Annotated in this window: 11 protein-coding genes; 5 read left to right on the top strand and 6 right to left on the bottom strand. The window is 67.2% G+C overall.

What is annotated here, in order from left to right; translation table 11 throughout:
• Window positions 1-47: 47 nt before the first annotated feature.
• Together LZ586_RS11315 and nadB are read right to left on the bottom strand one after the other, a co-directional pair.
• On the bottom strand, window positions 48-1,124 hold the full coding sequence (locus LZ586_RS11315; RefSeq protein WP_235076405.1) for a serine hydrolase: 1,077 nt from the start codon (window positions 1,122-1,124) through the stop codon (window positions 48-50).
• A gap of 173 nt (window positions 1,125-1,297) precedes the next feature.
• Window positions 1,298-2,887 carry an L-aspartate oxidase gene (nadB, locus tag LZ586_RS11310; RefSeq protein ID WP_235076404.1) on the bottom strand — a complete coding sequence of 530 codons (1,590 nt, stop codon included), beginning with the start codon at window positions 2,885-2,887 and terminating at the stop codon, window positions 1,298-1,300.
• A 67-nt stretch (window positions 2,888-2,954) separates the two neighbouring features.
• Between nadB and LZ586_RS11305 the strand changes: the two genes are divergently transcribed.
• The gene (locus tag LZ586_RS11305) at window positions 2,955-3,851 is read left to right on the top strand and encodes an alpha/beta hydrolase family esterase (protein ID WP_235076403.1); all 897 of its coding nucleotides are present in this window, start codon (window positions 2,955-2,957) and stop codon (window positions 3,849-3,851) included.
• 172 nt (window positions 3,852-4,023) lie between these two features.
• Here LZ586_RS11305 and LZ586_RS11300 read toward each other — a convergent pair whose 3' ends face one another.
• Window positions 4,024-4,944, bottom strand: coding sequence for an ABC transporter ATP-binding protein (locus tag LZ586_RS11300; protein WP_235076402.1), 921 nt, complete (start codon window positions 4,942-4,944; stop codon window positions 4,024-4,026).
• Between the two features lie 65 nt (window positions 4,945-5,009).
• On the opposite strand from LZ586_RS11300, the gene LZ586_RS11295 reads away from it, so the two are divergent.
• Both LZ586_RS11295 and tldD read left to right on the top strand, forming a co-directional pair.
• The gene (locus LZ586_RS11295; RefSeq protein WP_235076401.1) at window positions 5,010-5,240 is read left to right on the top strand and encodes a zinc-finger domain-containing protein; all 231 of its coding nucleotides are present in this window, start codon (window positions 5,010-5,012) and stop codon (window positions 5,238-5,240) included.
• Window positions 5,241-5,258: 18 nt separating this feature from the next.
• A complete protein-coding gene (gene tldD, locus LZ586_RS11290) occupies window positions 5,259-6,686 on the top strand; it encodes a metalloprotease TldD (RefSeq protein WP_235076400.1) in 1,428 nt (475 codons plus the stop codon).
• Window positions 6,687-6,829: 143 nt separating this feature from the next.
• Here the strand turns inward: tldD and nhaA are convergent, their stop codons facing one another.
• The 3 genes from nhaA to LZ586_RS11275 all read right to left on the bottom strand — a co-directional run bounded on the left by nhaA (window position 6,830) and on the right by LZ586_RS11275 (window position 10,592).
• Entirely contained in the window at window positions 6,830-8,077 is a 1,248-nt protein-coding gene (gene nhaA, locus LZ586_RS11285; RefSeq protein WP_235076399.1) for a Na+/H+ antiporter NhaA, read from the bottom strand.
• A 205-nt stretch (window positions 8,078-8,282) separates the two neighbouring features.
• A complete protein-coding gene (locus tag LZ586_RS11280) occupies window positions 8,283-9,860 on the bottom strand; it encodes a lysine--tRNA ligase (RefSeq protein ID WP_235076398.1) in 1,578 nt (525 codons plus the stop codon).
• A gap of 306 nt (window positions 9,861-10,166) precedes the next feature.
• Window positions 10,167-10,592, bottom strand: coding sequence for an organic hydroperoxide resistance protein (locus LZ586_RS11275; protein ID WP_235076397.1), 426 nt, complete (start codon window positions 10,590-10,592; stop codon window positions 10,167-10,169).
• Between the two features lie 133 nt (window positions 10,593-10,725).
• Between LZ586_RS11275 and LZ586_RS11270 the strand changes: the two genes are divergently transcribed.
• Window positions 10,726-11,175, top strand: coding sequence for a MarR family winged helix-turn-helix transcriptional regulator (locus tag LZ586_RS11270; protein WP_235076396.1), 450 nt, complete (start codon window positions 10,726-10,728; stop codon window positions 11,173-11,175).
• Between the two features lie 58 nt (window positions 11,176-11,233).
• Entirely contained in the window at window positions 11,234-13,939 is a 2,706-nt protein-coding gene (locus LZ586_RS11265; RefSeq protein WP_235076395.1) for an ATP-dependent DNA helicase, read from the top strand.
• Window positions 13,940-13,948: the final 9 nt, after the last annotated feature.

Here is a 13,948-nt window from a genome sequence, read left to right as displayed (position 1 = left end):
CGATCCCAACCCTGCCGCGCGCTCAACTGTTGCCGAGCGGCAACAGTTTACAGCTCGTGATGCGCCACCACTGCGGCACCGACTGCCTGCATCAGCAGCTGACGGTCGCGCGGCGGGCGTGATGTATCGCCAATCATCACGGCGATCGCATAGGACTGGCCATCGGGTGCCGTCAGGATACCGACATCGTTGAAGCCCGCGGTGCGACGGCCGAGATCCTGGCCGGTGCCGGTCTTGTGGCCATAGCTCCAGCCGGCAGGCACCGACGCGCGGACGCGCGCGTGCCCGGTGCGGGCCGCGCCCATCGTCGCCAGCAACCACTGGGTGGAGGCAGGCGACAACAACTCGCCGCGCTTCAGCCGGGCAAGCGCGCCGGCGATCGCCGACGGGGCGGCGCCGTCCGGGGGATCCTTCACATAGGCTTCGTATGCGGCCTGCCGCACGGCCGGCGACAACCGTGAGCGCGCAACCGCAAAGGCGTTGCCATAGGCGTATTCGGGCTTCCACTCGAGACCGGCGGTGCCGGCTTGAAGCAATCGCTCGCCTGGACCGAAACCGATCCTGCCGAGCTGATATTTGGTGATGAAGTCGCGCACTGCCTGCGGGCCGCCGACCAGCCGGAGCAGCTTGTCGTTGCAGGTATTGTCGCTCATCTGCATCGCCCGGCGCGCGATTTCCCCGACGGTCGAGGTATAGCCCTGATCGCCCTTCACCAGCGCGGCGACCGGCTGATGGAACAGCGTGAAGTCGGCTCTGGTGATGGTCAGCGGATCGTCGAGCCCGATCTTCCCCTGATCGACCAGGTCGAGCAGGGTCATCGTGACCCAAAGCTTGCTGACGCTTTGTTGCGGCATTGGCCGGTTCGGTGCGCCCGCCGTAGCGATCCAGTTGCCGTCGATGCTCTCCACCGCAACACCGACCAGTCCATCGAAATTGCGGGTGATCCCATCCAGCGCATTCACCAGCGGCAGGGGCGCCTGCACATAAGCGCGCCGCGGCTTCACGGCTGCGGGGAAGGGCATCAACACGCTGTAGCTCGGCGCCGGAAGATAAGCGGCAAGCATCGAATCGTCGTGCACGGCGCACCCGACCAACATCGCCGGGCCAAGCCCCGCGATCGTCAACGCTCGTTCAATTGCCGAGAATCCAACCGTTTTCTTCACGCGTACGCCCTAACACTCTGCGTGGAACATGCGGCGTGCCGATCTCCCGGCAAAGTCCGGCCATGTCCGTATGCGATGAATACCCTCATCATCGCGACGAATGGTGAAGGAAGGTGCAACGCTTTGCTCCTCGCTTAAGGCACCAGCACCGTATCCGTCGCGATATCAAGCGTCTCGGGATAATCCAGCGTATAGTGCAGCCCACGACTTTCCTTGCGGTGCAAGGCCGAGCGCACGATCAAGTCCGCACTCTCCAGCAGGTTGCGCAGCTCGATCAGATCGGGCGTCACGCGGAAGTGACCATAATAATCGTTCACTTCCTCGCGCAGCATGGCGATGCGGTGCGCGGCGCGCTCGAGCCGCTTGGTGGTACGGACGATGCCGACATAGTTCCACATAAAGCGCCGGATCTCGGTCCAGTTCTGCTTGATGACGACTTCCTCGTCCGAATGCGTCACGCGGCTCTCGTCCCAAGGGCGGATCGGCGGCGGCGGGGCGAGGTCGCCCCAATTCGCCGCGATGTGCCGCGCCACCGCCTCGCCGAACACGAAGCATTCGAGCAGCGAGTTCGACGCCAGGCGATTGGCGCCGTGCAGCCCGGATTGGCTGACTTCGCCGGCGGCATAGAGGTTGGGCAGATCGGTGCGCCCGTCACGGTCGATCACGACGCCGCCGCACGTATAATGCTGCGCCGGCACCACCGGGATCGGCTCGCGGGTCATGTCGATGTCGAGATCGAGCAGCCGCGCGTGGATCGTCGGGAAATGCTGCTTCACGAAGTCGGCGCCCATATGGCTGATGTCCAGGTGAACATAGTCCAGGCCGTGGCGCTTGATCTCGGCGTCGATCGCGCGGGCCACCACGTCGCGCGGCGCCAGCTCGGCGCGCGGGTCCAGATCGGGCATGAAGCGGTGTCCGGTCACCGGGTTGCGCAGATGCCCGCCTTCGCCGCGCACGGCTTCGGTGATCAGGAAATTCTTGACCTCGAGATTGTACAGGCAGGTCGGGTGGAACTGCATGAATTCCATGTTGGAGACCCGTGCCCCCGCGCGCCACGCCATGGCGATGCCGTCCCCGGTCGCGCCACTCGGCGCGGTGGAAAACAGATAGGTCCGCCCCGCGCCCCCCGTCGCCAGCACCGTCGCGCGGCCGGTGAACAGCTCCACCCGCTTGGTCGCGCGGTTGAAGGCATAGACGCCCCAGACATTACCCGCGCCCGAATAGCGCAGCTCGTGCCGGCTGGTGGCCAGGTCGATCACCACCATGTCGGGCACCAGCGTGATGTTGGGATGCGCCTGCGCCGCGCGCAGCAGAGCAGTCTGCACCGCAAGTCCCGTCGCGTCGTCGACATGGACGATGCGGCGGTGGCTGTGCCCGCCTTCGCGGGTCAGGTGCAGCGCCTCGCCGTTCATGTTGAAGGGCACGCCCAGCTTCACCAGCGTCTCGATCGCGGCCGGCGCATTCTCCACCACCATTTCGACAGTCGCGCGGTCGTTCAGGCCCGCGCCGGCGACCATCGTGTCCTCGATATGGTTGTCGAAGGTGTCGCCGGGCTCGAGCACCGCGGCGATCCCGCCCTGCGCCCAGGCAGTGGAGCCTTCGTCCAGCCGGCCCTTGGCCAGCACCGTCACCTTGAACCGGCTCGCCAGGTTGAGCGCGGCAGTCAATCCGGCTGCGCCCGATCCGATGACCAGGATGTCGTTATTATGAGGATCCCCGGCCATACACTCTTCCGCTGCTTCGATGCTCCGCCTAGGCGCTAGGGCAGGGCAGTTGCAACGAAAGACACTTATGCGGGGGCTGAAGCTGGTTTGTGCGGCGTTGCTGTTCGCCGGCATTGGAGCACCGTCTGCCTTCGCGGCGCAGTGTCTCGGCGTGGCGCCGGGGACCAGCCAGCGCGTGGTGATCGGCGATACGGGGCGCAGCCTGCTGCTCCATGTGCCCAGCGGCTATACGAAGCGCGCGCCCTTGGTATTCCTCCTTCACGGCAGCACCGGCACGGGTGCGCAGATGCTGGCGGAGTCAAAGCTTGCTGAGACCGCCGATCGCCACGGCTTCCTGGTTGCCGCTCCCGACGCCGGCATTGCAGAGGGCAAGGGCTTCGTCTGGAACATCCCCGGCGTGCCCACCGTCACCGGCAAGGTGCCCGGTCCGAACGATCCGGACGATGTGGCCTTCCTCACCGAAGCGGCGCAATGGCTCGGCACCCTAGGCTGCGCAGACGCCAGCCGCGTCTATGTCACCGGCCTTTCGGGCGGCGGCCGGATGACGTCATGGCTCGGCTGCGTGGCCGCCGACCGCTTCGCCGCGATCGCGCCGGTCGTCGGCCTGCGCGCCGGCAACCCCTCCCCGGTCGATCCGCGCTTTCCCGATCCCAAGACCTGCCAGCCCTCACGCCCGATGCCGGTGATCGCCTTCGCCGGGGGCAGGGACACGACCAACCCGGTCGAGGGCGGCGGCGCGCCTTATTGGCAATATCCGATGCGCACGGCCGAGGCGCGCTGGGCAGACCTCAACGGCTGCCGCCGCCCGCGCCCTACGGTCAGCGCCGGCGGGATCGAGGAACATGGCTATACGGAATGCCGGTCGGGCGCCGAGGTAGTCGCCCGGATCGATTCACAAGCCGGGCATAGCTGGGTCGCCGACAACGAAGCGATGTGGGCCTTCTTCGCGCGCCGCCGCCGCTGAGCATCTCCAAGACCCCCGTCATCCCGGCCTTGAGCCGGGATCCCGCTTCTTCTCCGGTCGCAGGCAGCGGGACCCCGGCTCAAGGCCGGGGTGACAAGAAAAGAGTAGAAGTCGAGCACAGAAAGCCGCGCACCCGCCACGTCCCCCGGTATTCACCGGAGAACGAGGCCGCTCACCCCACCGAGCGAGTCAAATTGAGGAACACGTCCTCCAGATCCGCCTCGCGCGTCGAAACGTCGACGATCCCCAGCCCGGCACCCTGCACCGCGCCCAGTACCTCGCCGGCATTCGCCTGGTCCTTGCGATAGGTGATCACCAGCGTCCGCTGGCCCTTGATCTCGATCTTCTGGAAGCAAGCATTGGCGGGCGGAGTGACGACGTCGCGGTCGACGGTCACTTCCACGACCTTTTCCTGCGCCATCCCCACCAATTCGCGCGTAGGCTTGTTGGCGATCAGCTGGCCGTGGTTGATGATCGCGATCCGGTCGCACAGCTGCTCGGCCTCTTCCAGATAATGCGTGGTCAGCACCACCGTCACCCCGCGTGCGTTGAGCGACTTCACATACGCCCAGAGCTGCTGGCGAAGCTCGACGTCGACGCCCGCGGTCGGCTCGTCGAGCACGATGATCGGCGGCGAATGCACCATCGCCTTGGCGACCATCAGCCGCCGCTTCATGCCCCCAGACAGCGTCCGCGAATAGGCTTCGGCCTTGTCCTCCAGATGCACCGCGCGCAGCAGCGCCATCGCATCGAAGTCGCGCTTGGCGATGCCGTACAGCCCCGCCTGGATCTCCAGCGTCTCCTTGGGCGTGAAGAACGGATCGAACACGATCTCCTGGTTCACGATTCCAATCGACGCCTTGGCGTTGCGCGGATGCTGGTCGGTGTCGAACCCCCAGATCGTCGTGCGCCCGCCGGTCTTGTTGACCAGCCCCGCCAGGATGTTGATCAGCGTCGACTTGCCCGCGCCGTTCGGCCCCAGCAGGCCGAAGATCGTCCCGCGCGGCACGTCGAAGCTGACGCCGTCCAAAGCGCGCTTGCCCCCCGCATAGGTCTTGCAGAGCTGGTCGATCTCGATCGCGGCCTGAGTCATGGCAACCGCATAAGACGCTAAGCATGCGATTGCGAGCCCCAGCGCGCTTTGCTAGGCGAGTCGGCATGATCGCGCCGTCCGAGACCATCCGTACTTCCCATGCCCGCGTGTCTTGCGACGGCTCCGGTCCCGGCGTGCCGGCATCGCTCGGCCATCCGCGCGTGTTCCTGCAGATCGACGAGCATGGCTATATCGATTGCGGCTATTGCGACCGGCGCTTCATCCTGATCGGCGGCCCCGCCGACGAGCCGGGCAATGAGAACGAGCCTGACATCGCGTCTGGCGCCAGCCTGTAAGCCTCCTATATCGGTGGGATGAGCCTTCCCTCCGATCCGCGCGCGTTCATTTACCGCGCCCAACTCGATCCCGACACCGCCGCCCAGCTCACCGCAGAGGCGCTGGCCGATGCCGAGGATGGCGAGCTCTACCTCCAATATCGCCGGACCGAAGCGTTCGGCTTCGACGATGGCCGGCTGAAGACCGCGTCGTACGACACGCAGTCGGGCTTCGGGCTGCGCGCGGTCTCTGGCGAGACCACGGCCTTTGCCCACGCCAACGAGATCACGCCCCAGGCGATCCGCCGCGCGGCGGAGACCATGGCGCTGATCGATCCGGCCAGGGGCGCGAAGGCGCCGCCGCCCCAGGGCAATAACCGCCATCTCTATACCGATGCCGATCCGCTCGATCTGGTGCCGTTCGCCGACAAGGTGAACCTCTGCCAGACGATCGACGCCGCCGCGCGCGCCCGCGATCCACGCATCGTTCAGGTCTCGGTCGGGCTCACCGGCTCCTGGTCGGTGGTTGAGATCGTCCGGCCCGACGGCTTCATCGCCACCGACATCCGCCCGCTCGTCCGCCTCAACGTTTCGGTCGTGGTCGAGGCGAATGGCCGGCGTGAGACCGGCAGCTTCGGCACCGGCGGCCGCACGCTCTATGATCGCCTCTTCCAGCCCGAAACCTGGAACCGCGCGATCGACGAGGCGCTGGCCCAGGCTCTGGTCAACCTCGACGCGGTCGACGCCCCGGCGGGCGACATGACCGTGCTCTGCGGCCCCGGCTGGCCCGGCGTCCTGCTCCACGAAGCGATCGGTCACGGCCTCGAAGGCGATTTCAACCGCAAGGGCACCAGCGCCTTTTCGGGGCGCATCGGCGAGCGCGTCGCCGGGCCCGGCGTGACGGTGGTCGACGACGGCTCGCTCCACGATCGCCGCGGCTCACTGTCGATCGACGACGAAGGCACGCCCACGCGCGAGACCGTGCTGATCGAGGATGGCATCCTCAGGGGCTATATGCAGGACCGCCTGAACGCCCGGCTGATGGGCGTCGAGCCCACCGGCAATGGCCGCCGCGAATCGTTCCAGCACGCGCCGATGCCACGGATGACCAACACCTTCATGAAGGGGGGCAAGGACGATCCCGCCGAACTGCTCAGCCGCGTCAAGAAGGGCATCTTCGCCAAGAGCTTCGGCGGCGGCCAGGTCGATATCGTCTCGGGCAAGTTCGTCTTCTCGTGCACCGAGGCGTATTTGATCGAGAACGGCAAGCTCGGCCGCCCGATCAAGGGCGCGACGCTGATCGGCGACGGCCCGACCGTGCTCAACAAGGTCACCGGCATCGGCAATGATTTCGCGCTCGACGAAGGCATCGGCATGTGCGGCAAGGGCGGCCAGTCGGTCCCCGCCGGCGTCGGCCAGCCGACTCTGCTGGTCGACGGCCTCACGGTAGGCGGCACCGCCGCCTGACGCCGAGTGGAATCCGAAAAGCTCGGCTAAACCCTCTGTCATCCCGGCCTTGAGCCGGGATCCCGCTTCTTCTTATGCAGGTGCAAGGCAGCGGGACCCCGGCTCAAGGCCGGGGTGACGGTGGGAGAACAAACGCCTCTATCTCAGCCCTGAGAATCACCCCGCCGCCCCAACGCCCGCACCGCCAGCACGCGCCGCGCCGGCGCAAACCGCAGCACCGCATATCCCGCCACCGCCGACAGCACCGACCCGGCCAGCACGCCGATCTTCACGTCGTCGATCAGCGCACCCTCCCCGGCAAAGGCGAGCCCGCCGATGAACAAACTCATCGTGAAGCCGATGCCTGCGAGCAGCGACACGCCATAGATTTGCGGCCAGCTCGCCCAGCCCGGACGCTTGGCGAGCCCAAATCTGTCCGCCAACACCACACTGCCGAAGATGCCGAGCTGCTTGCCCAGGAACAGCCCGAGCAGCACCGCCAGCGGCAAGGGCTCGACCAGAACCGCCGGGCTGCTGCCCGCCAGCGACACCCCGGCATTGGCAAAACCGAACAGCGGGACGATCAGGAAGGCCGACCAGGGATGCAGCGCATGCTCCAGCCGGTGCAGCGGCGACTCCGCATCGTCAGGCGCGGCCGGCGATTTGGTGATCGGGATGGTGAGCGCCGCCAGCACCCCGGCAATGGTCGCGTGGATGCCCGAGCGGAACACGAACACCCACAGCACCGCGGCCAGCAGCAGATACACCGGCAGCCGCTTCACCCCCGCGCGGTTGAGCCCGACCATTGCCACGACGATCGCTGCGGCGATGGTCAGCGAAAGCAGGTCCAGCTGGGCCGTATAGAACAACGCGATGATCACCACCGCGCCAAGATCGTCGACGATCGCCACCGTGGTCAGGAACAGCTTGAGCGAGGTCGGCGCGCGCTTGCCCAGGATCGCCAGCAATCCGATCGCAAAGGCAATGTCGGTCGCCGCCGGAATGGCCCAGCCATGCACCAGCGCGGGATCGCCGCCCGCGACCGCCAAATAGAACAGGGCAGGGCAGGCCATCCCCGCGGCCGCGGCGATCACCGGCAGCCGCCGCCGCTCCCAGGTCGCCAGCCGCCCGTCAACGAACTCGCGTTTGATCTCCAGCCCCACCAGCAGGAAGAACAGCGCCATCAGGCCATCGTTGATCCACAGATGCACCGTCATCGGCCCGTGGTGCGGGCTGATTACCGGTCCCGTCTCGACGTGCAGCACGTGAAAGTAGCGCTCGGCCACCCCAGGCCAATTCGCCGCGAGCATCGCCAGCACTGCCGCCGCAATCAGGACGATCCCGCCCGCCGCCTCGCTGTGGAGGAACTCGCGGGTGACCGATCGGGCGCGGCGAAGGGGCTGTGCTCGCATCGTCCCACCCGTACCGGATCGCCGCGGCCGGTCAAAGGGCGCAGGCGCCGGCACCGCAAACGGCATCTACAACTTGACCCCGGCCTCCGCCGAAGAACCGCATTGCATCCCCACACGACGTCACCCGGCCTTGAGCCGGGGTCCCGCTACCTTGCACCGGCAGAAGAAGCGGGATCCAGGATCAAGTCCGGGATGACGGAGAAGCCTAAGCCGCCAGCGCCTCGCCAATCAGCTTCCGGCTATTCTCGATCCCATACAACGCAATGAAGCTGCCCATGCGCGGCCCCTGCTCGGACCCCAGCAGCGTCTCGTACAATGCCTTGAACCAATCGCGCAGATTCTCAAATCCGCCGCTTTTGCCGATCTCGTAGACGTGGTTCTGGATGTCCTCGGCAGAGGCGTTTTCGGGCAACTCCGCCAACACCGCGTCCAACCGCCGCAATGCCTCGGCTTCCACCGCGGTCGGCGCCCGGCGCTGCAGCGTGCTCGCCACCACGTCGCGATAATAGGCCAGTACCAGCGGCACCAGCTTGGCCAGATCCGGGTTGCTCTCGCGCGTCAACCCCTCGCCATAGCGCTCGAGCAGCTTCCACACTGCGTCCTCGTTAGCCTGCGCGCCCAGCACGCCGATCAGGTTGAGCAACAGGCTGTAGGTGACCGGAAGCGCCTCGCTCGGCACGTCGCCATTGTGGATATGGTGCACCGGGTTGCCCAGCTTCTGCTCGGCGGGCTGCCCGGCATAATTGCCGCGGAACTGCCAATATTCGTCGACCGCGCGCGGGATGACGCCATAATGCAGCGCCTTGGCCTTTTTCGGCTCGCGATAGGCATAAAAGGCCAGGCTCTCGTCGTGGCCATAGCTCAACCACTGCTCCAGGCTCAGGCCATTGCCCTTGGACTTGGAGATCTTCTCGCCCTTCTCGTCGAGGAACATCTCGTAATTGAAGCCCTCGGGCGGCTTGCCGCCTAGCACGCGCGCGATCTTGCCCGACTGGATCACCGAATCGATCAGGTCCTTGCCCGCCATCTCGTAATCGACGTCGAGCGCGACCCAGCGCATCGCCCAATCGACTTTCCATTGCAGCTTGGCCTTGCCGCCCAGCACGCTCTGCTCGATCCGCTCGCCTTCATCCTCGAACGCGATCAGCCCGGCCTCGGCGTCGATCACTTCGATCGGCACCTGCAGGACGATTCCCGACTTCGGGCTGACCGGCAGCACCGGCGAATAAGTCGCCTGACGCTCGGCGCGCAGCGTCGGCAGCATCACGTCCATGATGCCCTGGTAGCGGCGCAGCACTTGCTTGAGCGCTTCGTCGAAGCGGCCGCTCGCATAATATTCGGTCGAGGAGACGAACTCGTACTCGAAGCCGAAGCGGTCGAGGAATTCACGCAGCCGCGCATTGTTGTGATGCGCGAAGCTCTCATGCGTGCCGAACGGATCGGGGATCTGCGTCAGCGGCTTGCCCAGATGGCTGCGCAGCAGCTCCTGGTTCGGCACATTGTCGGGCACTTTGCGCAGCCCGTCCATGTCGTCGCTGAACGCGATCAGCCGGGTGGGCACGTCCGACAGCGTCTCGAACGCGTGGCGCACCATGGTGGTGCGCAGCACTTCGTTGAACGTGCCGATATGCGGCAGGCCCGACGGGCCATAGCCGGTCTCGAACAGCACATGCCCCTTGGCAGGCGCGCCTGTCGAATAGCGTTTCAGCAGCTTCCGGGCCTCTTCATACGGCCAGGCCTTTGAAGTGAGTGCGGCGTCGCGGAAGGCGGATGTGTCAGTCATCCTCGCGCCTCTAGCGAAGCAGGCGCCCCGGTTCCAGCAACAACCAAATCCTCCCCGGAACGGGGAGGGGGACCAGCGAAGCTGGTGGAGGGGGCTCGCCACAAGCAAATCACTCGTTGTGCCGCTCTCCCGGCAAGCGGAGGTGCCGCGCCCAGCAAGACGCAGGGTGGCGAGTGACACCCGGACCCTCCCTTCGTCACCCCGGCCTTGAGCCGGGGTCCCGCTACCTCAATCGGCAGAAGAGCGGGATCCCGGCTCAAGGCCGGGATGACGAGCGAAAGGACGGCTACGCCTGGGCCTACGACCTCACGCGATCGTCAGACCCACATCGACATTGTTGCGCGTGGCGTTCGAATAGGGGCAAATCTGATGCGCCGCCTCGACCAGCTTCTCGGCGTCGGCGCGTTCCAGCCCGGGCAGGCTGACTTCCAGGTCGGCGGTGATGCCGAACCCGCCTTCGCTGCGCGGCCCGATGCCCACGGTCGCGGTGACGGTCGTCTCGCCAGGGACCTTCAACTTCAGCTGCGCGCCGGCCGCCTTCAACGCGCCGATGAAGCATGCCGAATAGCCCGCTGCGAACAGCTGCTCGGGATTGGTACCGTCGCCGCCGGCGCCACCCAGTTCCTTCGGCGTCGACAGCTTGGCGGTGAAGCGGCCGTCCTCGGACCGAGCCTCGCCATCACGGCCGCCGGTGGAGGTGGCGCGGGTGGTGTATTTCACATCGACGGACATGGCTGAACTCCTTCAAGGCTGCGATAATCGGTATCGCGATATATAAATAACTAAGCCGCACGAGGTTTCTTGTCCAGCATTTATTTATCACGATATGGATTTGCGTGATATCAGGACTGCTCAGGAGGATCTCATGCCCGCCGCTTTGCCGCTCGACGACCAGCTCTGCTTTTCGCTTTACGCTACCAGCATGGCGATCACCCGCGCCTACAAGCCGATGCTCGACCGTCTCGGCATCACCTATCCCCAATATCTCGTGCTCCACGCCTTGTGGGAGGAGGATGGCCGCACGGTGGGCGCGGTCGCCGATCGGCTGGCGCTCGAATCGAGCACGATCACGCCGCTGGTGAAGCGCCTCGAAGCGGCGGGCTTCGTCACCCGCGAGCGCAACCCGGCCGACGAGCGCCAGGTCCGCGTACGCCTGACCGGTCGCGGCGCCGCGATGCGCGAGGAATGCGGCTGCCTGGCGGAGGCGCTGCTCGACCGCGCCGGGATGACGGGCGAGCAGCTCGGCACCCTCAACCGACAGGTCCAAGACCTCTGGCAAGCACTCCGGGCGTCAACCACAAGCTCAAGCGCGTGATTTCCTGGGCCGCGCCTCTGTTCGCGGCGGAACGAAGCACGTACATGGGGGCACGATCATGACCGCGTCCTTCCCCTATCCCGCGCTGCACGCGAGCCATGGCGGCATCTGGATCGCGACGGGCGAGGAAACGCGCGCGGTCAGCCGGGGGGAGGCGATCCGCATCGCTGCCGACACCCCGACCATCCTCCTCAACGCACCGCTGATCGGCCAGCGGCTCGGCCATCCCGAACTCTCGGGGCTCGACGTGCTCGAGCTGTTCGCCTTCCTCCACCCGGCACGCTTCATGGTGCCGACGCCCAAGGGCCTCGCGCGCGTCACCGACCTGTCCGCACCCAGCGAGGATGCCGATGTCGCCGCGTTCCTGCGCGAAGCCGCCGCGGCACTGCTCGCGGTGCCCACTCGGCAGTGGCAGGAGCGGGAAGGGGGTTGGCATGCGCTCCAGTCCTTGTACCGCCTGCGCTGGCCCTGGGCGCCTGCGCTCAGCGACAAGGTCGCCAAGCCCGAACGTGCCGAACGCTGGCTGTTCTCCAAGCTCCCCGAATGGGAGGAGCAGCCACCGCGCACGGCACCGCGCACCATTTCGCTCGACCCGCAGCAGATCGCCGAACGGCTCGCCGCGCTCACCGGCAGCGGCGCCGAACGCCGTCAGGGACAGCGCGATTATGCCGGCGCCGCCGCCAGCGCGTTCTCGCCCCGCGCGGTACGCGACTCGCCCAATCTCGTCCTTGCCGAAGCCGGCACCGGCATCGGCAAGACGCTGGGCTATCTCGCCCCTGCTTCGCTGTGGGCAGAGCAAGCTGGGGGCGCGGTCTGGGTCTCGACCTTCACCAAGGCCCTCCAGCGCCAGCTCGCCGCCGAGGGCGAGCGGCTGTTCCCCGACGCCGAGCAGCGCCATCAGCGCATCGTCACGCGCAAGGGGCGCGAGAACTATGTCTGCCTGTTGAACCTGGAGGATGCGCTGCAAGGCGGCTTTGCTGGGCGCGCCGCGATCCTCGCGCAGTTGGTCGCGCGCTGGGCGGCGTTCAGCGCCGACGGCGACATGATCGGCGGCGACTTGCCCGGCTGGCTGCCCACGCTGTTCCGCCGCAACGGATCGACCGCGCTCACTGACCGGCGCGGAGAGTGCATCTATGCCGGCTGCCCGCATTACCGGAAATGCTTCATCGAGCGCGCCGCCCGCGCCAGCGCCGAGGCCGACATCGTCATCGCCAACCATGCGCTGGTGATGGTCAACGCCGCCCGCGGCCGCGAATCGATGACGCGCCCGTCGCGCTATGTGTTCGACGAGGGCCATCACCTGTTCGACGCCGCCGACGCGATGTTCTCGGCTGCCCTTACCGGCCAGGAGGCGATCGAGATCCGCCGCTGGGTCACTGGTCCCGAATCGGGCTCGCGCGGCAGGCGGCGCGGCCTGGCCGCACGCCTGTCGGACGTCGCGAGCTATGACGAAGCCGGTGGCGTAGCCATCGCCGAAGCCGTCGACGCCGCCCGCGCGCTGCCAAGCGATGGCTGGCTGCAGCGCGTGGCGGAGGGCGAGCCGTTCGGCCCGGTCGAGGCGCTGCTCGGCGCGGTGCGCGGGCTGGTCTATGCCCGCGACGTCAACGGCTCGGCTGATGCCGGCTATGGTCTGGAAACCGAACTCGCCGAACCCGATGCCGCGCTGGTCGAGGCCGCCGGCCCCGCCGCCGCGGCGCTGGACGCACTGATCCGCCCGATGGTGGCGCTTGGCCGGCGTTTGGAAGCGGTGCTCGCCGACTCGCCCGACTGGATGGACGGCCCTGCCCGTGCGCGCATCGAAGGGGCGATCGCCTCGCTCGGCTGGCGCACCGAGACGGTCGGCGCGTGGCTGGCGCTGATCGCCCGCATCGGCGGCCCGGCCGACCCCGAATATGTCGACTGGCTGGCGATCGACCGAGTCGAAGGCCGCGAATACGACATCGGCCTGCACCGCCACTGGCTCGACCCGTCCAAGCCGTTTGCCGAAACCGTGCTCAAGCCGGCGCACGGCGCGCTCATCACCTCCGCGACGTTGCGCGCCGGCGGCGACTGGGACATTGCCGAGGCGCGCACCGGCGCCACGCACCTCCTCCGCCCCGCCGTACGGTTCGAGGCGCACAGCCCGTTCGATTATGCCGCACAGGCCGAGGTGCTGATCGTGACGGACATCAAGCGCGGCGACTTGCCCGCGCTCGCCAACGCCTATGCCCGGCTGATCGTCGCGGCGGAGGGCGGCACGCTCGGCCTGTTCACCGCCATCCGCCGCCTGCGCGCGGTCCATGCCCGCATCGCCGACCGGCTGGCGCGCGAAGGGCTGCCGCTGCTCGCCCAGCATGTCGATCCGATCGACACCGGCACGCTGGTCGACATCTTCCGCGACGATCCGCGTGCGTCGCTGCTCGGCACCGATGCCCTAAGGGACGGCGTCGACGTACCCGGCGAGTCGCTGCGGCTGGTGGTCATGGAAGGCGTGCCCTGGCCCAAGCCGACCGTGCTCCACGCCGCGCGCCGCCTGGCCGGGGGCGGCAGCGCCTATGACGACCGCATCATCCGCGCCAAGCTTGCCCAGGCGTTCGGCCGGCTGATCCGCCGTGCCGACGATCGCGGCAGCTTCGTGCTGTTGTCGGCAGCGATGCCGTCGCGGCTGCTCACCGCGTTTCCGGCCGGCACGCCGGTAGCGCGCGTGACTCTCGATGAGGCGATCGAGCGCGTCCGGCTTTCCTTGTCCGCGCGCATGCGGCATGAGGCGCCCGCAACCGCCTGACGATCCGGG

Origin of the sequence: Sphingomonas sp. S2-65 (genome assembly GCF_021513175.1) — a bacterium.
In the GTDB taxonomy this organism is placed as follows: domain Bacteria; phylum Pseudomonadota; class Alphaproteobacteria; order Sphingomonadales; family Sphingomonadaceae; genus Sphingomonas.
The sequence above is the reverse complement of the archived record's forward strand: the minus strand, read 5'-3'. Positions and strand labels throughout refer to the sequence as shown.